Annotated in this window: 21 protein-coding genes; 12 read left to right on the forward strand and 9 right to left on the reverse strand. The window is 36.0% G+C overall.

What is annotated here, in order from left to right; all coding sequences use genetic code 11:
- The first annotated feature begins 28 nt into the window (after window positions 1–28).
- The gene (locus tag HCX49_RS00505; RefSeq protein ID WP_021188446.1) at window positions 29–334 is read left to right on the forward strand and encodes a hypothetical protein; all 306 of its coding nucleotides are present in this window, start codon (window positions 29–31) and stop codon (window positions 332–334) included.
- On the opposite strand, the gene HCX49_RS00510 is transcribed toward HCX49_RS00505, so the two are convergent.
- Window positions 331–864, reverse strand: coding sequence for a lipocalin family protein (locus HCX49_RS00510; protein WP_168125849.1), 534 nt, complete (start codon window positions 862–864; stop codon window positions 331–333). The two genes, HCX49_RS00505 and HCX49_RS00510, sit on opposite strands and share 4 nt — an antisense overlap.
- 134 nt (window positions 865–998) lie before the next feature.
- On the opposite strand from HCX49_RS00510, the gene HCX49_RS00515 reads away from it, so the two are divergent.
- From HCX49_RS00515 to HCX49_RS00525, 3 genes are all read left to right on the forward strand, one after another.
- Window positions 999–1,463: a DUF4268 domain-containing protein gene (locus tag HCX49_RS00515; RefSeq protein WP_021188445.1), complete on the forward strand. Its 465-nt coding sequence runs from the start codon at window positions 999–1,001 to the stop codon at window positions 1,461–1,463.
- Window positions 1,464–1,530: 67 nt separating this feature from the next.
- Window positions 1,531–2,325, forward strand: a complete 795-nt coding sequence (locus tag HCX49_RS00520; RefSeq protein WP_021188444.1) for a S1/P1 nuclease — start codon at window positions 1,531–1,533, stop codon at window positions 2,323–2,325.
- A gap of 128 nt (window positions 2,326–2,453) precedes the next feature.
- Window positions 2,454–4,235 (forward strand): ABC transporter ATP-binding protein, encoded by a 1,782-nt coding sequence (locus HCX49_RS00525; protein ID WP_021188443.1) that lies wholly within the window; start codon window positions 2,454–2,456, stop codon window positions 4,233–4,235.
- Here HCX49_RS00525 and HCX49_RS00530 read toward each other — a convergent pair.
- A complete protein-coding gene (locus tag HCX49_RS00530; RefSeq protein ID WP_168125850.1) occupies window positions 4,232–5,155 on the reverse strand; it encodes a multidrug resistance efflux transporter family protein in 924 nt (307 codons plus the stop codon). The two genes, HCX49_RS00525 and HCX49_RS00530, sit on opposite strands and share 4 nt — an antisense overlap.
- A 172-nt stretch (window positions 5,156–5,327) precedes the next feature.
- On the opposite strand from HCX49_RS00530, the gene fabV reads away from it, so the two are divergent.
- Entirely contained in the window at window positions 5,328–6,524 is a 1,197-nt protein-coding gene (fabV, locus tag HCX49_RS00535) for an enoyl-ACP reductase FabV (protein ID WP_021188442.1), read from the forward strand.
- Window positions 6,525–6,715: 191 nt separating this feature from the next.
- On the opposite strand, the gene purH is transcribed toward fabV, so the two are convergent.
- From purH to HCX49_RS00555, 4 genes are all read right to left on the reverse strand, one after another.
- On the reverse strand, window positions 6,716–8,242 hold the full coding sequence (gene purH, locus HCX49_RS00540) for a bifunctional phosphoribosylaminoimidazolecarboxamide formyltransferase/IMP cyclohydrolase (RefSeq protein ID WP_168125851.1): 1,527 nt from the start codon (window positions 8,240–8,242) through the stop codon (window positions 6,716–6,718).
- A 107-nt stretch (window positions 8,243–8,349) separates the two neighbouring features.
- Complete coding sequence (locus HCX49_RS00545) at window positions 8,350–8,985, reverse strand: uridine kinase (RefSeq protein ID WP_021188441.1); 636 nt, start codon at window positions 8,983–8,985, stop codon at window positions 8,350–8,352.
- Between the two features lie 34 nt (window positions 8,986–9,019).
- Window positions 9,020–9,904, reverse strand: coding sequence for a LysM peptidoglycan-binding domain-containing protein (locus HCX49_RS00550; RefSeq protein ID WP_021188440.1), 885 nt, complete (start codon window positions 9,902–9,904; stop codon window positions 9,020–9,022).
- 9 nt (window positions 9,905–9,913) lie between these two features.
- Window positions 9,914–10,666: a hypothetical protein gene (locus HCX49_RS00555; protein ID WP_168125852.1), complete on the reverse strand. Its 753-nt coding sequence runs from the start codon at window positions 10,664–10,666 to the stop codon at window positions 9,914–9,916.
- 45 nt (window positions 10,667–10,711) lie between these two features.
- Between HCX49_RS00555 and HCX49_RS00560 the strand changes: the two genes are divergently transcribed.
- Window positions 10,712–12,061 (forward strand): NfeD family protein, encoded by a 1,350-nt coding sequence (locus HCX49_RS00560; protein ID WP_021188438.1) that lies wholly within the window; start codon window positions 10,712–10,714, stop codon window positions 12,059–12,061.
- 64 nt (window positions 12,062–12,125) lie between these two features.
- Here the strand turns inward: HCX49_RS00560 and HCX49_RS00565 are convergent, their stop codons facing one another.
- Both HCX49_RS00565 and HCX49_RS00570 read right to left on the reverse strand, forming a co-directional pair.
- The gene (locus HCX49_RS00565) at window positions 12,126–13,691 is read right to left on the reverse strand and encodes an OmpP1/FadL family transporter (RefSeq protein WP_168125853.1); all 1,566 of its coding nucleotides are present in this window, start codon (window positions 13,689–13,691) and stop codon (window positions 12,126–12,128) included.
- A 70-nt stretch (window positions 13,692–13,761) separates the two neighbouring features.
- Window positions 13,762–14,889: a hypothetical protein gene (locus HCX49_RS00570; RefSeq protein ID WP_168125854.1), complete on the reverse strand. Its 1,128-nt coding sequence runs from the start codon at window positions 14,887–14,889 to the stop codon at window positions 13,762–13,764.
- Window positions 14,890–15,065: 176 nt separating this feature from the next.
- Between HCX49_RS00570 and proS the strand changes: the two genes are divergently transcribed.
- The 4 genes from proS (at window position 15,066) to HCX49_RS00590 (ending at window position 19,382) form a co-directional block, all read left to right on the forward strand.
- Window positions 15,066–16,538: a proline--tRNA ligase gene (gene proS / locus HCX49_RS00575; protein ID WP_021192306.1), complete on the forward strand. Its 1,473-nt coding sequence runs from the start codon at window positions 15,066–15,068 to the stop codon at window positions 16,536–16,538.
- Window positions 16,539–16,555: 17 nt separating this feature from the next.
- Window positions 16,556–17,341: a hypothetical protein gene (locus tag HCX49_RS00580; RefSeq protein WP_021192305.1), complete on the forward strand. Its 786-nt coding sequence runs from the start codon at window positions 16,556–16,558 to the stop codon at window positions 17,339–17,341.
- 40 nt (window positions 17,342–17,381) lie between these two features.
- Window positions 17,382–18,527 carry a cystathionine gamma-synthase gene (locus tag HCX49_RS00585; protein WP_132772895.1) on the forward strand — a complete coding sequence of 382 codons (1,146 nt, stop codon included), beginning with the start codon at window positions 17,382–17,384 and terminating at the stop codon, window positions 18,525–18,527.
- Window positions 18,528–18,605: 78 nt separating this feature from the next.
- Window positions 18,606–19,382 carry a TIGR02757 family protein gene (locus HCX49_RS00590; protein WP_168125855.1) on the forward strand — a complete coding sequence of 259 codons (777 nt, stop codon included), beginning with the start codon at window positions 18,606–18,608 and terminating at the stop codon, window positions 19,380–19,382.
- A 63-nt stretch (window positions 19,383–19,445) separates the two neighbouring features.
- Here HCX49_RS00590 and HCX49_RS00595 read toward each other — a convergent pair whose 3' ends face one another.
- Window positions 19,446–20,321 (reverse strand): LysR family transcriptional regulator, encoded by an 876-nt coding sequence (locus HCX49_RS00595; RefSeq protein ID WP_132772892.1) that lies wholly within the window; start codon window positions 20,319–20,321, stop codon window positions 19,446–19,448.
- Between the two features lie 91 nt (window positions 20,322–20,412).
- On the opposite strand from HCX49_RS00595, the gene HCX49_RS00600 reads away from it, so the two are divergent.
- Both HCX49_RS00600 and HCX49_RS00605 read left to right on the forward strand, forming a co-directional pair.
- Entirely contained in the window at window positions 20,413–21,144 is a 732-nt protein-coding gene (locus HCX49_RS00600; RefSeq protein WP_132772890.1) for a class I SAM-dependent methyltransferase, read from the forward strand.
- 381 nt (window positions 21,145–21,525) lie between these two features.
- Window positions 21,526–23,802 (forward strand): ATP-dependent helicase, encoded by a 2,277-nt coding sequence (locus tag HCX49_RS00605; protein ID WP_021192302.1) that lies wholly within the window; start codon window positions 21,526–21,528, stop codon window positions 23,800–23,802.
- The last annotated feature ends 39 nt before the right edge of the window (window positions 23,803–23,841 follow it).

The raw sequence follows: 23,841 nt of genomic DNA on the forward strand, positions 1-23,841 counted from the left end.
TTCACTATAATATTGCATTTTTGCGGATATGGAAAACAAGGTAAAGGAAATTTTAAAATCTGACTTTGAAAAATATATGCGTTTTGCAGTACAGTCGGGCGCAGGATTTGGATTTGACATTTTCGGTGAATATGCAGTATCGGTATTAAATTTTTATGTGGGAAGTGCAATTTTAACCTATGAAAACAAGCTTGAGGCTTCCTTGTATTTGCTTGAATTATACAATAAGGGACTTGGTGGGATTATCACGGAGGAAGATCGTGAAGAGCTGGCTCGAGTTTTTGCTCAAGACCCAACTCTTGACTATGGTGTATTAAAGCCTATTTTTGGCTAATCTTGTTTGGTCCAAACCAGGTTTTCGATGGCATAACCAGATTTACGCGCATATTCCAAATAGGCTAATTTAATATCTTCAGGTATTGTCTTTTCTCTGGATAATATCCACATATAATCCAAATTATCTCCAAAAATGAGTGCATATTGATAATCTTGATCAATTTTCACTACATGATAACCACTGTAAAATGGACCGAAAAAGGATACCTTTAAAGCCGCTTTTTTTGATGAATCAATAGGCTTTGCTTTACCGATTGACTGTTTCCATTTATTTTTTTGGTCATGAAATCCCTGATTATTTACCGCAATGCTACCATCATTATTTTTGTTATAAGTAGCAGTAACCTGTGACAGACCTTTTTCCCATTTAAAATCTAGCCTTGCTATTTCATACCACTTGCCTAAGTAACGATCTATGTCAAAAGGTTCGATGACTTTGACTTTGGATTTTACTGGTTTTAACGCATTGTAAGCGAACGTGACGGCAGCGGTAGCGGCGAGTATGAGAAGTGATTTTTTCTTATCCATAATAATGATGATTTGTTCATAAATCTGTGAGCTGTCCCTATGGGTACATGCAATAAAAACGCCAAAGTGGAGACGAATGTTTAGTCATTTATGAAAATAAAAGTAGTATTTTCGTCATTTTAAAATTAAGTACCATGTATTCAAGAGAAGAAGTAAAACAGTTGAAGGAGACTTTTTGGACCCGATTTGGACAGTATATGGCTTTAAATAACTCTGCTGATGGAGAGAAAATTAATTGGGTAAACTATAGAACCGGTATTAAAAATCTACGCTTTAAGATGGAGGCAGATAAACGCCTTTCTTTAATAGCAATTGAGTGGAGTCATCGTGACCTATCAATGCGTAAACTTATGATGGAGCAGTTTGAAGAGTACAAAACCATTCTAACAGCTATACTAGGAGAGGAATGGACCTGGGATCTGGAGATGGAAGATGAACAAGGGAAATCTGTAAGTATGATCTATATGACTATGGAGGGAAAAAGTATTTTTAAACAAGAAGACTGGCCCGATCTGATATCATTTTTCAAACCAAGATTAATTGCTCTCGATGAGTTTTGGTGTGATGCTCAATATGGGTTTGAAATTTTCAAAAGTTAAATTATTACGTCAATAGGGTTTTATTTGAGGATGTAATTTTTACCTTTGCGCTAAAATTGTATTGTTTATGAAAAATATACTAAAAAGTCTAATTGTACTCGCAATGACTTTGCAGATTTCTTCCGTATTCGCATGGGGATCTACTGGACATCGTGTCGTTGCTGAGGTCGCAGAACGTCATCTGACAAAAAAAGCAAAAAAGAATATTCAAAAAATAATTGGAAAACAGAAACTAGCTTATTGGGCAAATTGGGGTGATTTTATTAAATCTGATCCGCATGATGAATTTAAAAAATTGGGGAATTCTCATTTTATAAATACTAATCCGCATCTACCTTGGGCTGATTTTCAGTTAGCAATGGAAAATTCCAATGAAGAAAATTTATACAAAACGGTGTTGAGATTGGAAAAATCATTTTCAGAAAAAGATTTAACGCTTGAAAAAAAGAAACAAAATTTATACATGCTGATCCATTTAATCGGTGACGCTCATCAGCCGATGCACGTAAGTAGAGCCGAAGATCAAGGTGGAAATAAAATTGAAGTAAGCTGGTTCGGAAAAAAATCTAATATACACCGTGTATGGGATTCAGATTTGATCGATGGTGAAAAATATAGCTATACTGAATATGCAACAGTGTTGGATATTTTAAGTAAAAATGAAGTTAAGCAGGTGCAAGGTGGTACATTAGCGAGCTGGTTGTATGAGTCAAATCAGCTTTCAGATAAAATCTATGCAGATGTTGAGCTCAACGCAAACTTATCTTATAACTACATTTATAACAATATTTATAAAGCAGAAAATTGTATGCTTAGAGGTGGTTTACGTTTGGCAAAAATCTTGAATGATGTTTTTGGTTAATCATTAGTCTTATAAAATAAAAAAGGGAAATGAATGTATTCATTTCCCTTTTTTATTTTCGGTATTATTGTTGTGGTCAGATTAATACAACGAATTTTCTTGTCGTTTTTATTTTTACGCCTTAATATATGACCATATCACTACTGTTCAAGAAGATAACACCATTTGCCAAGCCCTATAAAAACCTCATCTTTTATACCTTAGTTTTAACCTTGGTCGGATCTTTTGCCGCGCAGATTAATGCCTTCATCTTGAAATATACGGTAGATACTATCAGTGACTTGATGGTCGCTAAAGAACCGCTGTCTAGAGGTATGCATTTGATCGGGATTATCTCTGCAGTTCTTTTGGTAAAAGAGATTGTCTATTCCTTTATTCAGTTTGGACAGAAATTCTACGGTGAAAAACTACGTATATTTATTGCAAGAGATTTTTCACAACAGATTGTAGAAAAAATATTGACGTATAAAATGGCTTTTTATACGTCAGAAGAAAATGAAAGCGGAAAATTGCAGACACGGATTGATTCGGGAATTAGCTCGCTGACACGTTTAGTTCAGAATTTCTTTATCGATATCCTTCCTTTATTTGCGAATGCCATCGTGGCGCTCGTATGTATGTTTATGGCTAATGTGTACGTCGGATTGGTTGGGCTCGCAGTTATACCAATTTATTTCTACATCAGTCAAACACAAGCTGGAAAACTTAGTGGATTTAGACGGCAGATGCGAAAATATAGAGAATCCAAGAATAATAGAATCATTAATTTAATTGACTCTATATTGGTCATAAAATCTTTTGTACGCGAACCTGAAGAAGCAGACCGTCATGAGAAGATTCAATTTGAAATGACGGAAAATCAGATGCAAACACGAAAAACGAGTTTCATTTTTGATAGTCTAAAGAATTTTATTGAGCAGATAGCAGTTGTTGCAATTATTGTTTTAACTGCTTTTCTGGTGCTGGACAATCAGATTACAATTGGAGCGATTATGTTTCATATTATGTTATTTTCAAATGTTTCAGCTCCTATTCGTCAACTGCATCGTATCTATGATGAGGTAAATGATGCTTTAATTTACTCGGAATCATTTTTCGAAATATTGGAGTCTGATGTTTTGATTGAGGGAAGCGGTACTTTTATACCAGATAAGATCAAAGGCCATATTGTGATTGAAGACGTATCATTTGAATATCCTAACGGAACCCATGCACTAAGAGATATTTCTTTTCAAATCAAACCAAATCAGATCACAGCGCTTGTTGGATTAAGCGGCGCAGGGAAAAGTACAGTTATAAATCTTTTAGATAAATTTTATGAACCTACAGCTGGTCGGATTTTATTAGATGGAGTTGATCTTAAAAACTATGATACTAAATTTTTAAGAAAAAATATCGGTATGGTTCTTCAGCGCAACCATATTTTTAAAGGTTCTATTTTTGAAAATATTGAATATGGAAAGATAGGGAGTAGTAAAGAAGAAATTGTTAAGGCAGCTAAAGAAGCTTACATTCACGAACAGATTATGGAGTTGCCTCAAGGTTACGATTCTGGAGCTCATTTGCTTTCAGGGGGGCAACAGCAACGAATAGCAATTGCCCGCTTGTTTTTGAAAAATCCTCCGATTATCTTTCTAGACGAACCTACTGCGAATTTGGATGCCATTGCTACCGAACAAATAAAAAATAGTTTGGATGCTATAAAAAAGGATCGTACGGTTATTATTGTGTCTCATAGTATTTCCCAAATTATAGACTCCAATGAAATAGTGGTGATGGAAAAAGGTAGGGTAGTCGAGAAGGGCATTCATGAAGATTTATACGATCATCGTGGCACTTATTATAAGATCTTTTCTGCTATGGCTAATAGTCTCAATTTGGATAAAATTAGTAAAACATTAAATCATTAATGGTTTTTGCTGTGCAGATACATTCCTACTACTACAAGTAAAATACCGGTTGTAGCCAAGTTGTTTGGGAAAGCAGTTTGCAATATGATAATTTCCCCTATTAATGTGAAAATCACTTCCATAGCCTGTGTTGCCTCAACTGCGGCAAGTGCTTTATGGTCATGTTGCACTAATTCTGTCCCTTTAAAAAAAAGTAGCGTTGCGATAACACCAGAAAATAAGGCTATTAATAAGGTCTGTAACAATTGACTTTGATCGGGAAGTCCATGCTCCTGAAAGCCAAAGAACATCAGAATAATCCAGAATGGCATGCTTGCGAGCGTCATACCCAATGTACGCTGGTACGTGTCCAAAGAGCCTTTTGTTAAGGCCATCATTTTACGGTTACCAACAGGATAAGCAATTGCGGCTATTAGTACAGGAATAGTTCCGAGTAATATTGTTGACAACGGAGTAGATTTAGCCTCAGAAATTTGCATGACTAGGATACCCAAAAAGATGATACAGGAAAAAAATAAGGTCGATTTAGAAAATGGCTGTCGATTTTCTTTACGTTGCATGAAATGACCTATAAACATACCGGCAATAATGGTAAATTCAAAGGTTCCTGCAACTAACCAGGAAGGACCATAGCTTGCCCCAAATGTCAACAGAGCATAGAAAATTCCAAATCCAAGTGTACTCCAGAGCAACCATTGCCCTAGATTTCTTTTCATTTCAATCAATAATTGTTTTAAATTTCCACGTATAATAACGATAAGTAACAATATCGGTAGCATCCATACAAAACGTAAGGCTGAAGACCACTGCCATCCACCTCCCGAAACTGCCATGATGCGGTTGAGGACAAAAGTGCTAGCGAAAAATAATGAGGCTAATATACCAAATGAAAGTGCTTTTGATTTAGCGGTAAGGAGCATGTTTATATAAGAATCAGGATTTGTAACTTCTAAAGTAATTAATGAATAGGACAATGTCAAGACCGATTATATGATATGTCTTGAAAAGATATTCTTTATTTATGCATCAATTGTTACTAAAATTTGTTTATTTTGCATCCTTAATAAAACATGAGTAAGAAAATTAATCATTATGATTATACAACCAAGAACTAGAGGATTTATTTGTTTAACCTCGCATCCAGAAGGAACTGCGAAAAACATTAAAAACCAGATTGAATACGTAAAATCTAAAGGTGAAATTGCTAATGGCCCTAAGAAAGTCTTGGTCATTGGTGCATCAACAGGATTCGGTATTGCATCTCGTATTTCAGCAGCATTCGGTTCTGGAGCAGCAACAATTGGCGTATTTTTTGAAAAACCGGCAGCTGAAGGGAAACCTGGTACAGCTGGTTGGTACAATACTGCTGCTTTTGAAAAAGAAGCACATGAGGCTGGTCTTTATGCAAAAAGTATCAATGGTGATGCTTTTTCTGATGAAATCAAAAAACAAACTATAGCATTAATCAAGCAGGATTTAGGTCAAGTTGATTTAATAATCTATAGTTTAGCTTCTCCGAGACGGACACATCCAAAAACAGGTGTTTCATATGCTTCTGTTTTGAAACCGATTGATGTTCCTTTTACAAATAAAACAGTGGATTTTCATACTGGTGTGATTTCTGATATCACGATTAATCCGATTGATAATGAAGAAGATATTGCGAATACAGTAGCAGTAATGGGGGGAGAAGATTGGAAATTTTGGATTGAAGATTTAAAAGAAGCTGGTGTATTAGCAGATGGTGTTAAAACAGTGGCTTATTCGTATATCGGTCCTGAGTTAACATTCCCTATTTACCGTAACGGTACAATTGGCCGTGCGAAGGATGATTTAGAAGGTACTGTACCTGCTTTAAATGATTTATTGAAAGATATTAACGGTATTTCGTACGTTTCGGTTAATAAAGCTTTGGTAACGCAATCAAGTTCTGCAATTCCTGTTGTTCCTTTATATATTTCTTTACTATACAAAGTGATGAAAGAAAAAGGTATTCACGAAGGTACAATTGAGCAGATGCAACGTTTATTTGCAGAGCGTCTTTACACAGCTGACGGTAAAGTTCAATTGGATGAAAAAGGTCGTATCCGTGTAGATGATTTGGAAATGAGAGCTGATGTTCAAGCAGAAGTAGCGGCACTTTGGGAAAAAGCCTGTACAGAGAACCTATCAGAAATTTCTGACATTCAAGGTTATCGTGACGAATTCTTTAACCTATTTGGTTTTAATTTTGATGGTATCGACTATAATGCAGATACAAATGAATTGGTAAACGTACCAAGCATTTAAGCTGTTACTATAGCATATAATAAATAAAGGCGACCATTGGTCGCCTTTATTTATTATATGCTATTTTATGACACTTTTAAAGATTGTCGAAAATGTTTCGTTCTGCAGATTGACTTTATTTATAAACAAAAAAGAGACTGTCTCCTTATTAGGTAACAGTCTCTTCTATTTTATATGATTCAATCGGAAGATTAGTGTTTGAAATGACGCACTCCTGTCGTCACCATTGCTAATCCTTTTTCATTACACATGTCGATTGATAATTGATCTTTGATTGAGCCTCCTGGTTGAAGAACTGCTGCAATACCGGCTTCTGCTGCAATTTCAACACAGTCAGGGAAAGGAAAGAAAGCATCAGAAGCCATTGAACATCCTTTTAAGTCAAATCCGAAAGCATTCGCTTTTTCAATAGCTTGTTTTAATGAGTCAACTCGTGATGTCTGACCAACACCTGAAGTGATCAATGTGCCATTTTTAGCAAATACAATTGTATTTGATTTGGTATGTTTAACAATTTTGTTTGCGAAAAATAAATCTTCTAATTGAGCCGCTGTTGGGACAACTGTAGTAACAGCAGTCATTTGCTCAGGTCCTTCAACTGTATTGTCTTTATCTTGTTGTATAACACCATTTAACAATGTTTTGAATTGTTGTGATGGTAATTCAACCTCCTTACGAACTAGAATGATACGATTTTTCTTTGCTGTAAGAATTGCAATTGCTTCTTCTGAGTAAGCAGGCGCAATAAGAACCTCGAAAAATAAATTATTGATTTCAGTGGCAGTTTCAGCATCTACTTCACCATTAGTGATTAAAACACCACCGAACGCAGAAACAGGGTCACATGCTAAAGCATCCACCCATGCTTGTTTGATTGTAGGACGTGAAGCTACACCACATGCATTTGTATGTTTTAAAATTGCAAATGTAGGCTCCGTAAATTCATCAATGATAGCAACTGCAGCATCTACATCTACCAAATTGTTGTAGGATAATTCTTTGCCGTTCAGTTTTGTAAACATAGCATCTAAATCACCATAGAAAACACCTTTTTGATGTGGATTTTCACCGTAACGTAATACTTGAGCTTTTTGTTCCGATTGTTTGAATACATCAAGCGTATTTTCTTTATTGAAATAATTGAAAATAGCAGTATCGTAATGTGAAGAAGTATTGAAAGCAAGCTTAGCAAATTCTTTACGTTGCTCCAATGTAGTTGTACCTTCTTGATCTGCTAACATTTCCTCTAAAGCTGTATAATCATTTTTAGAAGATAGGATAACAACATCATTGAAGTTTTTAGCAGCCGCACGAATCAATGAAATGCCACCGATATCAATTTTTTCAATAATGTCTTCTTCAGAAGCTCCAGAAGCTACTGTTTCCTCAAAAGGATATAAATCAACAATGACTAAATCTATTTCCGGAATTTCGTACTGTGCTAGTTGCTGTTGATCGCTTTCTAAAGGTCTTCTCGCTAATATACCACCAAATACTTTTGGGTGTAATGTTTTTACACGGCCACCTAAAATGGAAGGATAGCTCGTTAGGTCTTCTACAGGAACTACATCAATACCTAAATCTTTGATGAAAGCTTCTGTGCCACCTGTAGAATAGAAGGTAACACCGTATTTGTTTAATAATTGAATTAATGGTGCTAAGTTGTCTTTATAATATACAGACACTAAAGCATTTTTAATCTTTACAGAATGGCTCATTAGTATAATTTGTTTGCTGGCGCAAAGATAGGTAAATAATAAGTATGCACAAACCCTTTAGGAACGATTGAAAGTAAAAAAGACTGTTCTACACAGTCTTTTTATTGTTATTTATAAATTTTATCTTTTAAATCCGCGCAGATATCATCTGTGATCTTCCAGATCGGTTCAGGATCGTCCGTATTATTGATTATAACCTGATCACAACTATTTTTGTAGGGCAATAAATATTCATTGTAAGACGGTAAAACATGATTAACCCATTTATAACGAACATCATCTTCAAAATAACCACGCTCTATTAAATCTCGTCGTAATCTGCGTTCCAATGCGATATCTTGGTTTGCATCTAAAAATATCCGATGATCGATTAACTTGTTTACTTCTGTATAATGATAGATAAACAGTCCTTCAATAATCAAAATAGGTGCTGGTTTAATTTCCAGCATCTTTGGTTTTATAGCAGGGTTATTGAAGGTATATTCTTCTTTATAAATTGTTTTTCCGTCAAATAGATCACTAATATCTTTATAAAAAGCATTTCGGTCAATCGAAGTTGGAAGATCAAAATTATACAATTTATTTTCTTCCTGCGTCTTTGTATTTGCTGGTATGTAATAGTCGTCCTGTGAAATAAGCGTCACTTCGTCGGGACTAAAGTGTTTCAAAAAACAGTTTAGAAAAAATGTTTTACCAGAACCGCTACTACCTGCGATTCCAATGACATATGGTTTTTTATTCATTTAATATATAATATTCGAAAAGAATCGATCAGCACTAATCCTCTAAAGGAACTCCGTAAGTAATTTCGACTTGAAAGCGCTTATCTAAAGCGCCTATGTAAGCGGCCGCAGATTTTGATAAAACAACAATGGCGTTATGTGTATCTGCATTTTCATTAAATTTACCAACCACTTTGGCGTAGGTCACGCTTCTTGTCATCGGATTGGTAATTTTAAGCACGGTACCTACTGCTGCAGTTTTATGTAATGCTAAATTACTGGTCCCATTTTCATTCAGTCCATCTATCCAAACGCCAATTCCACGTTCCGTTTTCTCGCGAATACCATATTTGTTAGCTGCAATAACGGGTTCTTCTACAGCAGTGGTATCTGGACCGATAAATAGCGTGTCTGGTTTTTGAGGTATATTTAAGTTGCTGTTATTAGGGATTTTTAATATTTGGCCTCCGCTGATACTGTTTGACCGCAGATTATTTGCTCTCTTTATTTCTTCAACAGTTACGTCAAATTTACGTGAAATAGCATACAGAGTCTCTTGGTCACCAACTTTATAATCGATCAGTTCTTTTTGGGAGCCTTTAACTGTAGAATTCTTTGAATTGTTTGGAGTTACATAAAACATGCGACCGGTCGGGATTTTGACAATCTGGCCAAGAGCTAAAGTTTTGTTTCCATTTAATTCCGTTATTTTACCTACGGTAGTTTTATATTTTTTGCTTAACTGGTAATAGTTATCGCCTTTTTCAATTTTGAAAAGAACATATTCTTGTCCATCAATTTTTTCAACTCCGATGGAGTCTGGTGCTGCTGCAATCGTAAATGTGCTCGCTGACACATTGTTATGATTTATCGCTAACATTGCTAATGATAAGAATGCTAGTGTTTTATATGTGGTAGATTTTGATAGAATGTTCATCATGTTTTACAATTATACTAAATACGATACAAATTCTTGTTTATTGTGTGTTAAAAGAAAAATCTGACACCCAATTTGAAAATAGATTTGCACCAGTTTTAAATCCAGATCGCTAATAATTAACGTTTCATCTAGAACTTGTTTTTTATCAGAAAGCAACAATCTGATGGTATATTTTTTTTTCCGTTTTTCATGATAAGACCATAGAAAATGATCATTACATTTACTGATCCATAGATCTTCATTATTTTTAATATGCTGCAAAAATGAAGGTTTTTGCGCATTAAATTCCAAAGGAAAGACTATATCATTTTCAAAAGGTTTAATTTCTGAAGGTATTGTCGTTAAAATTTCTTTTGAAAGAAATGAGAAATACTGTTCGAAACCTGCAGTGATATGTTGTGGACGAACATGTACATAACCATTGAGTATCCCAAGATATTGGTATTGATGGTATAAATAAGTCGTATCTGGTTTTTGATGAAATAGCATCCAAACACCTGGAGATACAGGACTATTTTCAGAAACTTTCCTTAACACGACAACTTGATCTTGGATAGCCGCTAAAGTCCATTCCTTTTCTGGTAGTCTAAAATGATCTAAATACACTGTACCTTTAAAATCCAGAACTGTGATGTAAGGAACAGTATTTTCAGGATCGCGGCACTCAATAGCAATCAATCTGCTTATTTCATCTATTTCTATTTTCCAGACCGGAAATCTGAAGGTTTGAGAAAATGCGTTAGAAATAGTATATTTAGACATAGCAAATGTATTAATCGCTTGTTTATTTTTTTAATAATCTTATTTATGGAAGGCAAAATTAGTAAATCATTTTTAATAACAGTCTTTTTAAGCTTGGTATTATTCACATCAAGTTTTGCCCAAAAGGTGTATGTGTTTGAATTAAAGGATGATATAGGACCAAGTGCCTGGCGTACAGTAAAACAAGTTTACGACAGCGCACAGAGTAAAAAGGTGGATTATGTGTTAATGGAATTGAATACATATGGAGGAGCCCTAAATTTTGCAGACTCTATCCGGACAAAATTGCTTGACTCAAAGATTAAGACGATTGTTTATATTAATAATAATGCAGCTTCTGCAGGAGCGCTGATATCCTTGGCGAGTGACTATATTTATATCCATCCGGGGGGAAGTATAGGCGCAGCAAGTGTTGTCAATGCTAATGGAGAAGTGCTTCCTGAGAAGTATCAATCTTATATGCGAGGACTGATGCGCGCAACGGCAGAGGTAAAACATCGTGATCCGAAATTGGCAGAAGCTTTTGTTGATCCTAATGTATCATTGCCGTTGATAAAGCAAGATGGACAATTGTTGACTCTAACGAGCAGTGAGGCTGTTAAGTTTGGACTGGCAAAGGGGGAAGTTAGCAATCGTAATATGATCTATAAAGACTTAAATATAGTCAATGTACAAGAAACTGTCTATCGTAAGGGTACAATTGATCATATTATCAGTTTTTTAATAAATCCAGCTGTAAGTGGTATACTGATTTTGTTAATAATAGGTGGTATTTATGCCGAAATGCAAGCCCCTGGTTTAGGATTTGCTATTGCTGTTGCGATTGTAGCGGCATTACTGTTCTTTGCACCACTCTATATTCAAGGTTTAGCTGCAAATTGGGAAATAGCTGTCTTTATAGTAGGACTTGTATTAATTCTTTTAGAAGTTTTTGTTATTCCCGGTTTTGGAATTGCCGGTATATTAGGAATAATTTTTGTTATTTGCGGTCTGACTTTTAGTCTTGTTGCCAATGATTTTTTAGATTTTAAACTCGCTTATCCAGGTATGTTATTTAATTCATTTTTATTAGTTGTAGGAGCCATGATACTGTCGATCATATTGATGGTCATCTTTGGGAAAAATCTGTTAAAGGCTCCAGTTTTTAGACGACTTGTTTTAAAGGAAGAGCAAAAATCGGAAGAAGGATATACCTCCTCTATTTTAAAGTCCAATTTATTGAATAAGGAAGGAGTAGCAAAGACTGTTTTGCGCCCATCTGGTAAGATTGAAATAGAGGGAGTCTGGTATGATGCTGTGGCTTTGGATGGATTTATTGAAGAAGGGGAGGAGATTTATGTAGATAAGCATGAGAACTACAACTTATTTGTAAGACGAAAAGCAGAAAAGGCTTAAAGGTAACTTATACGAAAAAAGGCCTATTTCATATGAAATAGGCCTTTTTTTCGTATAATAGGATCTAGAATTTTGATCCTATCGTTAACATTACATTTGTTCTGCTATTCTTAACGTCAACACTTGGACTAACCGTATTCCAGTCGCCTTCATAAGTGATTCTATAAGGATTTTCTTTATAGTTGTTGGCATTATAAACACCAGTCAGATCAAGATATACACCACGGCCTAATTTAGCACCTAGACCAGCTGAAATGCCATAAGTTTTATACTCAGCATCTTTGTACGGATTACCATTATAATTGAAACCAGCTCTTCCGCTTAATATCTGATTAAATAATACCTCGCCACCTACGCGTACATTGAAGGCTGCCTGGTATGTATTTTTAATATTAGCATTCATCTGCTGCTCGTTTGAATTATTATTATAAACATCTCTATAGCGCATACTTGCATAATCGACAAATTCAACTTCCGCAGTTAATAGACCGGCAGAAAAATATTGTGTAAGACCAGCTGAAAGCTTATAGGGAGTTTGTAAGTTATAATCGTACGAGGTGTCGTAATACTTAGATGCGAAATTATGGAATGACTTATCGGCATTTGGCTTAAAGTAGTTAATGTCTGTATAAGAGGTCGATTCATCTGTAATTGACATAAATGTAGGCGTTTTAGCCGTAAATCCTAAACTTAAAGAAGGTGTGGCTTTATAGATCATACCTAATTTAAAATCAAAACCAGATCCTTGAGTCACTTGGCCGTAATGGTCAAATAGTTCGTAGTCCACATCAACAAATTTTGCCTGTTCTTCATCTGCCTTTAGATAGTTTGATTCAGGATTCAATGCTTTAATACCAGCCGCATCTTTCGTTATGCCGTATTCTGTAAAAACAGCAGATTTTTCATAACGGAAATCTGTTAGGCTGAAAGTTGCTCCGATATAAAATTTATTGCTATAATTAGAGCCAAAAGATAATGCTGTTTCAGATTTTCCACCTTTGGTCCATACTGAATTCAATTGTTCGCTTCCTTTATCTTCAGCAATTGGAAAATAAAAGTTTTTGTCTTTGCCAATAGTTTTATCAAACATAAAGGATGATTTCATGTCATTTGCCCATTCACTTCCATCCTCATCGAACATGCGATCTGCATACGCATGTGTGATCGAATTGTCACTATTCACGCCACTATAGTCTAATTTATTGTTAAAAAGATTCGTACGATTGTAAGCAATACCAACATTAAAATTTAACCAGCCTTTAGTTAAGTCTCCGCCGTAACGAGTGGTTGGTAAATGAAATACAACACCACCATTATCCAGGTTAAAATTGTCTGTTTTGCTATTGCTTTTGTTACCGAAATAATCCATCTTATTTTTCCCATATTGGTAACGTAAAGTTGCAGAAGCATCAGATTGGTTATAAAAACCTAAACCTGCAGGGTTTCCTGTTATAGCGCTAATATCACCACCTAATGCAGTTGAAGCACCTCCCATAGCCTTGAAACGAGCTGTTCCTCCATTGTCTCCTTGAGAAAACAAAAGTACATCTTCCGTCATTGACTGGGCCTTTGCGGTGCCAACCATACCTATAGCTAGTACACTCCCAAAAAGTATTTTTTTAATAGTCATATAGTTTTATATATAGTAGTAATGAAAGAGTGATTGAATTTTCATCAACCACTCTTCTTATGAATCATATTTATCTTGTACGGCCTCCACCACTGCGTGTAGCACCACCGCCTCCGCCACCACCTGATGAACGAGTGGCACCACCGCCACTGTTAAAGCTTCCGCTCGATTGTGATCGCATCGTTGGTTGCGATGAACGAACCGGTTCGCTAGAACGTGTTCTTGAAGGTTGATAAGTATCTCTACTTGTACTTCTTGTCGCTGGGTTTGATTGTTGTACTCTTGTTGAACTTGTAGAACGTGTTCTGCCTACATTACTATTTGAGTTGTTGTAATTATCGGAACGTGTTGAACGTGTTCTGCCAACACCATTATTATAATCACCTCTGTTGGTATTGCTTGAACCGATACGTGTTCTTCCTGCTCTGGTATCATTTGGATTATTGCTTGATGCAGAAGAACGTGTTCTTCCAACACTGCTAATTCTACCGTTCGCATCTCTAGAGACGACAGCATTCGAACGTGTACGTCCAGTAGTTCTTCCACCATCACTGTAACGCGTACCTGATCTCGAACGTGTGTTGTAGTTATCACGGTAAGGTGAACGTGCTGCTAAGTCACGTGATCTGTGGTTACCCCAGTATCCGCCACCATAACCACCACCCCAGTAGCCGCCGCCCCAATATCCATTACCCCAATATCCACCGCCCCAGCCCCATCCTGGGTACCATGGATTGTAACCCCAGCCAGAACCATAGCCGAAGCCAAAACCTAGGCCAATGGACCATCTGCCACCTCCAAAACCATTACCATATCCGAAACCAAATGAAGGACCATAAAAGCCTCCGTATCCCATTCCCATACCATACCAAGGATCAAAGAATGGATCAAAGTAGGTCATACCTGGTGAAGAATAATAAAATCGATTAATTCGATTCGCATATTCCAAGTCTTCGTATTTTCCTTCTTCATATTCTGCATCAGAATATTCATCACTATAATATCCGTTATCTTGGACTTGATCAGCTTCACTTTCATCCGCATAATAGTAATCCGGACTTTGATAAGCTGGTCTTGCCTGGGCATTATTATTATAGACATCATCACTATGAGTGATTGGTCTGCTAGTAGTACAAGATCCCAGCGTAAGGGCTCCTGAAATCACAATAGCGCCGAGTAAAAAACTATTTTTTTTCATAATATACTAAGTCGTTATGTTCGACAATACAGTCTAATTTACTATCTTAGACCCAAATTTCAGATAAGGGTTTAATCGTGTTCTCAAAAATAATAAATATTTATTTTTAAAACTTATATTCCTTTATTAGACGGAATTCTTAATCACAATGTTACAATAATTTTTGAATTAATAATATGGGTAAAGGTATAACAAGTCGTGAAGAAGACTATTCGCAATGGTATAATGACCTTGTGATCAAGGCTGACTTGGCAGAATACGCTGCTGTGAGAGGTTGTATGGTTATAAAACCATATGGATATGCTATTTGGGAGCGTATGCAAGCGGTTTTGGATAAAAAGTTTAAAGATACTGGTCACAGTAATGCTTATTTTCCTTTGTTCATCCCCAAGTCATTTTTCTCGAAAGAAGCATCACACGTAGAAGGTTTTGCAACAGAGTGTGCAGTAGTGACACATTACCGTTTAAAAAATGATGGTAACGGAAATATTATTGTTGATGAAGATGCTAAATTGGAAGAAGAGTTAATCGTTAGACCAACATCTGAAACGATTATTTGGAATACTTACCGTGGGTGGATTGAATCTTACCGGGATCTTCCAATTTTAGTGAACCAGTGGGCTAACGTTGTTCGTTGGGAAATGCGTACCAGATTATTTTTGCGTACTACTGAATTCTTGTGGCAAGAAGGCCATACCGCGCATGCAACTCAGGAAGAAGCAATTGAAGAGACCGAAAAGATGCTTCATGTATATGGTGACTTTGTTGAAAAATATTTGGGTGTGCCGGTTATACGCGGTCGTAAGACTGAAAACGAGCGTTTTGCGGGAGCGATAGACACGTATTGTATTGAAGCATTGATGCAGGACGGTAAAGCTCTGCAGGCAGGTACTTCACATTTTCTTGGTCAAAATTTTGCTAAAGCTTTTGATGTGAAATTTACTTCTAAAGAAGGTAAATTAGAGCATGTATGGGCAACATCATGGGGTGTTTCGACGCGTTTGATGGGAGCTCTGGTTATGGCACACTCGGACGATCAAGGTCTGGTATTGCCTCCAATGTTAGCGCCAATCCAAGTTGTTGTTGTTCCAATCTTTAAAACAGCAGAAGAGAAGCAAGCAATTGATAATTTTATCGATGCTTTGTCTGGCGAATTGAAAAGTAAAAATATTTCAGTGAAATATGACGATCGTGATACGCAAAGACCTGGATTCAAGTTTGCAGAATGGGAATTAAAAGGTGTACCATTGCGCTTAGCTATTGGAGCACGTGATATGCAAAATGGAACTGCTGAATTAGCAAGACGTGATACACAGACCAAAGAGACTGTTGAACAAGCTGGATTAGCAGATAGAATCGAAGGTTTATTGACTGAAATTCAGGAAAACATTTTTAAAAAGGCTTTGGATTACAGAGATTCTCATATTACTGAAGTAAATTCATATGATGAGTTTAAAGAAGTTTTGGAAACGAAAGCTGGTTTTATATCTTGTCACTGGGATGGCACTGTGGAGACAGAAAAACTAGTGAAAGAAGAAACAAAAGCGACTATTCGTTGCGTGCCTTTAGACGCAAAAGAGGAAGCTGGTATTTGTATTTTTACAGGTAAGCCTTCGACAAAACGTGTTTTATTCGCAAAAGCGTATTAATTTATAATCAATCACTCATGCGTTATCTCATATTAGGTTGTGGATGGGTAGGAGAGTTTGTCGCTAATTTATGGTTGAAAGAAGGACATGAAGTCTGGGCATCTACCACTACAGCAGAAAAATACCATCGGTTAATAACCGATGGTATTTTTGCATTTAAGCAAAATTTCGACGAACCACTAACTCCTGCTATTAATTTGCCAAAAGAATTTGATTATATCTTGGTGAGTGTTCCTGCAACAAATAAATCAACAATAGAAGACCTGACTAAAAGGTTCCTTCGAGTAAGTAACTTTCTATCCAGTTTACAATATAGTAAAATAATATTTTTAAGCTCAATTGGAATATATCCCGATGTTTCGAAAGAAATAGATGAGGATAGTTTTGAAGAAGATGAACTGCAGTCCAAATTACTGCTTGCTGAAAAATCTATTGGTGTATTCCCAAATACGCATATTTACCGTCTAGGAGGCCTGTTTGGTCAAAATCGCATTTTTGCTAAATATTTTCAGCAGAAAGAATGCACTACGGGTGGACAGCCTGCCAATTTTATTCATTTGGAAGATGTTGCGTCGCTGATAAGTGAGGGTTTTGCAAAGCCTTTAAACAATAAAATCTACAACGTGGTATGTCCTCATCATCCATTAAAGCAAGATGTTGTCGAAGCATCAGCACAGAAATACGGTTTTGATTTACCAACTGCTTTTAATAATAGTGATTCATTTCAGAAAATAGTAAAGTCAAATCGTTTGCAAAATGACTTGAATTATACTTTTAAATATGAATCTCCGTTAGATTTTTAATAAATTTACTTTTTCAGAATTAATATAAATATTAAATAATATGGCATATAAATTTGCAACTAAAGCGATTCATGCTGGTCAACAGTCGGACCCTACAACGGGTGCAGTGATGACTCCTATATATCAGACTTCTACTTATCAACAGGCTTCTCCAGGCGAGCATAAAGGTTACGAGTATTCAAGAGGAACAAATCCTACACGGAAAGCTTTAGAAGACTGTTTAGCTGCTTTAGAAAATGGTCAGCATGGTTTAGCCTTTTCAAGCGGTATGGCCGCCACGGATTGTGTTTTGCGTCTATTGAAACCAGGAGACGAAGTAGTTACGGGAGACGATTTATATGGTGGTTCCTACCGTATTTTTACTAAAGTTTATGAAGCCTATGGAATCACTTTTAAATTTGTAAATACTTCAGATCCTGATGCTGTACGGGAAGCGATAACGGACAAAACGAAGTTAATCTGGGTAGAAACTCCGACTAATCCGACATTGAAAATTGCGGATGTTGCGGCTATTGGCCAGGTTGCTAAGGAAAAAAAAGTGCTTTACGTAGTTGATAATACTTTTGCTTCTCCATACCTACAAAATCCTTTGGACCTTGGTGCTGATATTGTTATGCACTCAGCTACCAAATATATTAATGGTCATTCGGATGTGGTTATGGGGGCACTAGTTATGAATTCAGACGAGTTATACAAACAATTATTCTTTTTTTATAATGCCGTAGGCGGAACTCCTGGACCACAGGATTCATTTTTAGCGCTTCGTGGTATCAAGACATTACATTTACGTATGGAGGCACATTGTGCTAATGGACGTAAAGTTGCTGAATATCTTAGGAATCATCCAAAAGTGGAAAAAATTTATTGGCCAGGATTTGAAGATCATCCTGGACATGATATTGCTAAAAAGCAAATGCGTGATTTCGGCGGTATGATATCTATTGTTTTAAAAGGTGCTGATCTAAACGAAACATTTCGCATTTCTTCGCAATTTAAAGTGTTTACACTTGCTGAGTCACTAGGAGGAGTGGAGTCTCTGATTAATCATCCAGCAACAATGACCCATGGATCTATTCCAAAAGAAATACGTGAGAAAGTAGGTGTGGTCGATAATTTGATCCGAATCTCAGTTGGGATCGAGGATGCTGATGATTTGATTGCTGATCTGGAACAAGCGTTAGTTTAATAATAGATTAAAAAGTTTTAGCCGTCAGTTCCTCCTGATAATTTTATCGGGAGGAACTGATGGTTTTTATTTAAATAGATGGCAGATTTTAATATTAAGGATTTTTTGGATAAAAAAGTCGAACAGTATAATCAACCCAATTTCATTCCGAATGATCCGATTTGTATTCCACATCGTTTTCAAAAGAAAGAGGATGTGGAAATCATGGGGTTTATAGCTGCAATATTAGCTTGGGGGCAACGGAAGACCATCATTAATAAATGCACAGAGTTGATAGAACGTATGGATGGAAGTCCACATGATTTCATCATGAATCATCAGGAGGTTGATTTAAAGCAGTTGCTCGGATTTAAGCATCGTACTTTTAACGATACCGATCTTCTGTATTTTATTCAGTTTTTTCGTTATCATTATAATCATTTTTCCTCTTTGGAAGATGCATTTTTAATTGGACAGGAAAATACGGGTACAGTTGTACTAGAAAAGTGTTTAGATGAGTTTAAAAATTACTTTTTTTCTCTTCCTGATTATCCATTAAGAACGAGAAAGCATATTAGTTCTCCAATACAGAAATCTACTGTTAAAAGGATCAATATGTTTCTGCGCTGGATGGTACGTCATGATGATAAAGGAGTAGATTTTGGAATTTGGAGCCGTTTAAATCAGAAGGATCTTATTTGTCCCTGTGATCTTCATGTCGAACGTGTCGCTCGTAAATTTGGATTAATAACTTTGGATCAGGTAAACTGGAAAACAGCGATGCAGCTTACTGAAAATTTGAGAAAGTTAGATCCATTGGATCCGGTTAAATATGATTTTGCTTTATTTGGCCTAGGAGTAGAACGTGAGTTGTAAAACAGATCAGATGTTTCTTTAATCAACTGATCTATTTTATAATTCCGAGCTTATAGCTATGCGTTAAGCGGTATAATATTTTTTAATTAATGTAATAAATTGCTGTAAAACGGGATGTTGACTTTTGTTGTCATAAGCTAATATCACCTCTGTCTGAATATCCTGTTCTTTTAAAGCATGAAATTCTAATGGCAATTCGGTATTCTGTTTTGCAACCGAAGTGGGAACAAATGCGATACCTAATCCATTCGCTACCAATTCTAATATGGAATGCATGGTGTTACATTCGTGTACAATTTGTGGATGGAAACCGATCCGGTTTGCACAGGCTATGATCTGATTGTGGTAATCATCAGCATAACTTGAATTGTACGAAATAAAATCTTCTTGCATTAAAGTAAGTGCATGAATGTCCTTACCCCACTTTTTAGGCGTTGCTAAGCAAAAGGAATCTTTAAACAAAGAATACACCTGAAGATTAGTTGTAAAGATAGGTGCTCGTAGTATTCCTAAATCAAGTTTCCCATTTTCTAATGCCGTTTTTTGTTTCTGAGAAGAGGTCTCATACAGATAGACATGTAAGTAGGGGAAATCATTTTTGATTTGTTTCAATATCTTAGCCAGCATTTTCTTTGGGGTCGAACTAATGTAACCGAGTCTGAAATCTCCTGAAATAGCCTGATGTAATTGTTTGGTCATGAGCTTAGCCTTTTCCAGCTGCTGCATCAGTTGATCACATTCCTGTAAAAAATAGCGTCCTGCATTTGTTAATTCAACACGCTTATTATTTCGGTAAAATAAAATGACCCCTAATTCTTTTTCCAGATCTTTAATCTGACGGGTTAAGGGCGGTTGAGAGATATGCAATTTTTCTGCCGCACGACCGAAGTGTAACTCCGTTGCCACTGCTTTAAAATAATGTAAATGTCTTAATTCCATCGATACTTGAAAGGTATTAATAATTGCCTAAAATAGTATTTTTAAAGTATTATTCAATGTTTTAGATTTGAAAATATTAAAAATTAGAAAGATGGAATATAAATCAACGCTAAAAGAAATTGAAGAACGGTTTGACCAGGATGTAGCACGGTTTTCAAATCTTGACACAGGACAGCAGACGACTTTAGATGCCTTGTTTAATATGGAACTGATTACTGATGGTATTGTCGCTGTGTATCCGGAATTAAATCACGTGCTAGATATTGGTTGTGGCGCTGGTAATTACCCTGTTAAATTAGCGCAAAAGATGTCCGATTTTGACTGTACTTTGGTTGACTTAAGCCAGCCGATGTTGGAAAAAGCACAAGAACGTGTACAAGAAGTCATAACTGGACAGGTTCAGATATTAAAAGGTGACTTTAGAACTGCCGAGCTAAAAGAAAATCATTATGACGTTATTATTGCAACGGCGGTTTTGCATCATCTCCGTGATGACCAAGATTGGGAGCATGCATTTAAAAAACTGTATAGCTTACTCAAAGAGGGCGGGAGTATCTGGATTTTTGATCTGGTGATTCATGATCATGATGCCATTCAAAAATTGATTTATGATAATTACTATGGTAGATACCTTACGGGTTTGAAAGACGGAACTTATCGTGACCATGTTTTTGCTTATATCGAGCATGAAGATACACCGCGGAGTTTAACTTATCAGCTTGATTTGCTTAAAAAAGTAGGATTCAATTCTGTTGATGTACTCCATAAAAAATTGAATTTTGCCTCTTTTGTAGCTTTTAAATCTCGAACTACAGCATCTTAAGAAGCATAGTTGATTCATTTTAAAAGACGATAAATTTTAGTTTGCAAATATCACGTTAGTAAGCTGCTGTTTAATAGGAAATATACTTATATATACCTTATACTAAGGTACTATTTTTTGGTGATATTCTAAAGGGATAATAGAGGGTTTCTAGAGGTAAAACACTATAAACCCTCTATTAAAGCTCAGTTAAATCCGATGAAAATCTTACTGCATATTGAACGAGTATTAGCTGAAGTGCAAATCAGTCTTTTACATATTCATAAGAGGATGCAGATTTTGTTAAAAAATTATTATTTGTGACGATGACTGCCTATCCGCCAAATGATTTTCGTACTTTTATAAGCTATTTTAAATAACATATAATATTAGGAGAAAGCTTTGGATTTTTTAGCAGGATTGAACCCTTCTCAAAGAGGAGCTGTAGAACAAACTGATGGACCAGTAATGATAGTTGCTGGGGCTGGATCAGGAAAAACACGTGTCATTACTTATCGCGTTGCCCATTTAATACAAAAAGGAGTAGATCCTTTCAATATATTAGTTTTAACTTTTACTAATAAAGCCGCAAAAGAAATGCGTAATCGTATTATGTCGGTGGTTGGTGCTGAGGCTAAAAATATTTGGATGGGAACATTTCACTCCGTATTTGCCAAGATTTTGCGTGTAGAAGCTGAATTGATCGGATACCCGCGTAATTTTACGATTTACGATACGGATGATACGAAAAGTTTACTACGTTCCATTTTGAAAGAAATGAACTTAGATGACAAACTTTATAATGTCAATCATGTGTATGGGCGTATTTCTCAAGCGAAAAATAATCTCATATCGCCACAGGAGTATAATAAAAATGAAGCACTAAAAGCGGAAGATATTTCTAACGGGAGAGGTCAGTTAGGAGAAATCTATATGACGTATGCGCAACGTTGTTATCGTGCAGGGGCTATGGATTTTGATGATTTGTTGTTCAAAACCAACGTTTTGTTGAATAAGCATCCTGAAGTGCTGCATAAATACCAGCATCAGTTTAAATACTTGATGGTTGATGAGTATCAAGATACCAACTTTTCACAGTACTTAATCGTTAAGCGATTAGCTGCTGTTAATGAGAATATTTGTGTAGTTGGTGATGATGCACAGAGTATTTATGCTTTCCGTGGTGCAAATATTCAGAATATCTTGAATTTCCAAAAGGATTATCCTGCAGTAAAGGTTTTTAAATTAGAGCAAAATTACCGTTCAACTCAAATGATTGTTAACGCCGCGAATTCGGTTATTGCTAACAATCAAAATCAGTTGGAAAAGAATGTCTTTTCTGATAATGAAGAAGGAGAGAAGATAAAAGTTTCACGTGCATTTTCAGATAATGAGGAAGGCAAAATTGTTGCGGAATTAATTTCGCAAGAAAAGTCATTAAAATCGTATAATTATAAAGATTTTGCTATTCTTTATCGCACCAATGCGCAATCTAGAGCAATGGAGGAAGCTTTAAGAAAAATAAATATCCCTTATAAAATATATGGTGGTACTTCTTTTTATCAACGAAAAGAAATTAAAGATTTAATTGCATATTTTAGACTTACTTTTAATCCAAACGATGAAGAGGCGTTGAAACGTGTGATCAATTATCCTCGTCGTGGTATTGGTGATACCACGGTTGAGAAAATCGTGATCGCCGCAGATCAACATCAATACCGTCTTTGGGATATTGTAGCGAATGCTCAAATGTTTATGGACGGACGTAGTGCCGCTTCTGTTGGAGGATTTGGTCAAATGATCTTGAGTTTTCAAGCGCTGGCAAAAACTAATAGTGCTTTTGATACGGCAATGCATATAGCACAGCATTCAGGTATATTAAAGGAACTATATGAAGATAAGTCTGTTGAGGGATTGACACGGTACGAACATATACAGGAATTGCTCAATGGTATTAAAGAGTTTTCCGAACGCGAGGATATTGAGGAACGTGGGTTAGACATTTATATGCAGGATATTGCTTTGCTGACCAATGATGATAACGATAAAGATCCAGATGCGGATACGGTTTCAATGATGACGATACACTCGTCTAAAGGTTTAGAATTTCCTGTCGTATTCATCGTTGGCTTAGAGGAAAATTTATTTCCATCTCAGTTGGCACTTAATTCAAGGACTGAACTGGAGGAAGAAAGAAGATTATTTTACGTTGCAGTTACCAGAGCTGAAAAAAAATTATTACTTTCGTACGCAACTTCTAGATATCGATGGGGAACACTTAATAACTGTGAACCAAGCAGATTCTTGGATGAACTGAATCCATCTTGTTTGGATCTGGATTTTAAACCAAGACAAAGTTCTTCTGCAGAATCTGGAAGTTTCCAAGGTGAGCGTATTGCCTGGCAGCAAAAAGAGACGGATAGTTTTTCGAAACCTAAGCCGAAACCTTTTAAAACTACCTCGATATTACCCAAAGCGCATACACCTTCCGCTGGTTTTACTCCATCCGACACAAATAGTTTGCAGGTTGGCATGGAAGTGGAACACGAAAGATTTGGTTTCGGAAAGGTTGTTAACCTCGAAGGATCAAAGGGAGAAGTAAAAGCAACTATTTTCTTTAAAGACTTGGGACAGAAACAATTGTTGCTTAAATTTGCAAAACTGAGAATTATTCAATAATTTAATACCAAAGTACAGAATACAACGTTGTATTGGTAC

It is taken from the genome of Sphingobacterium sp. B16(2022) (genome assembly GCF_012030425.1).
GTDB lineage: Bacteria > Bacteroidota > Bacteroidia > Sphingobacteriales > Sphingobacteriaceae > Sphingobacterium > Sphingobacterium anhuiense.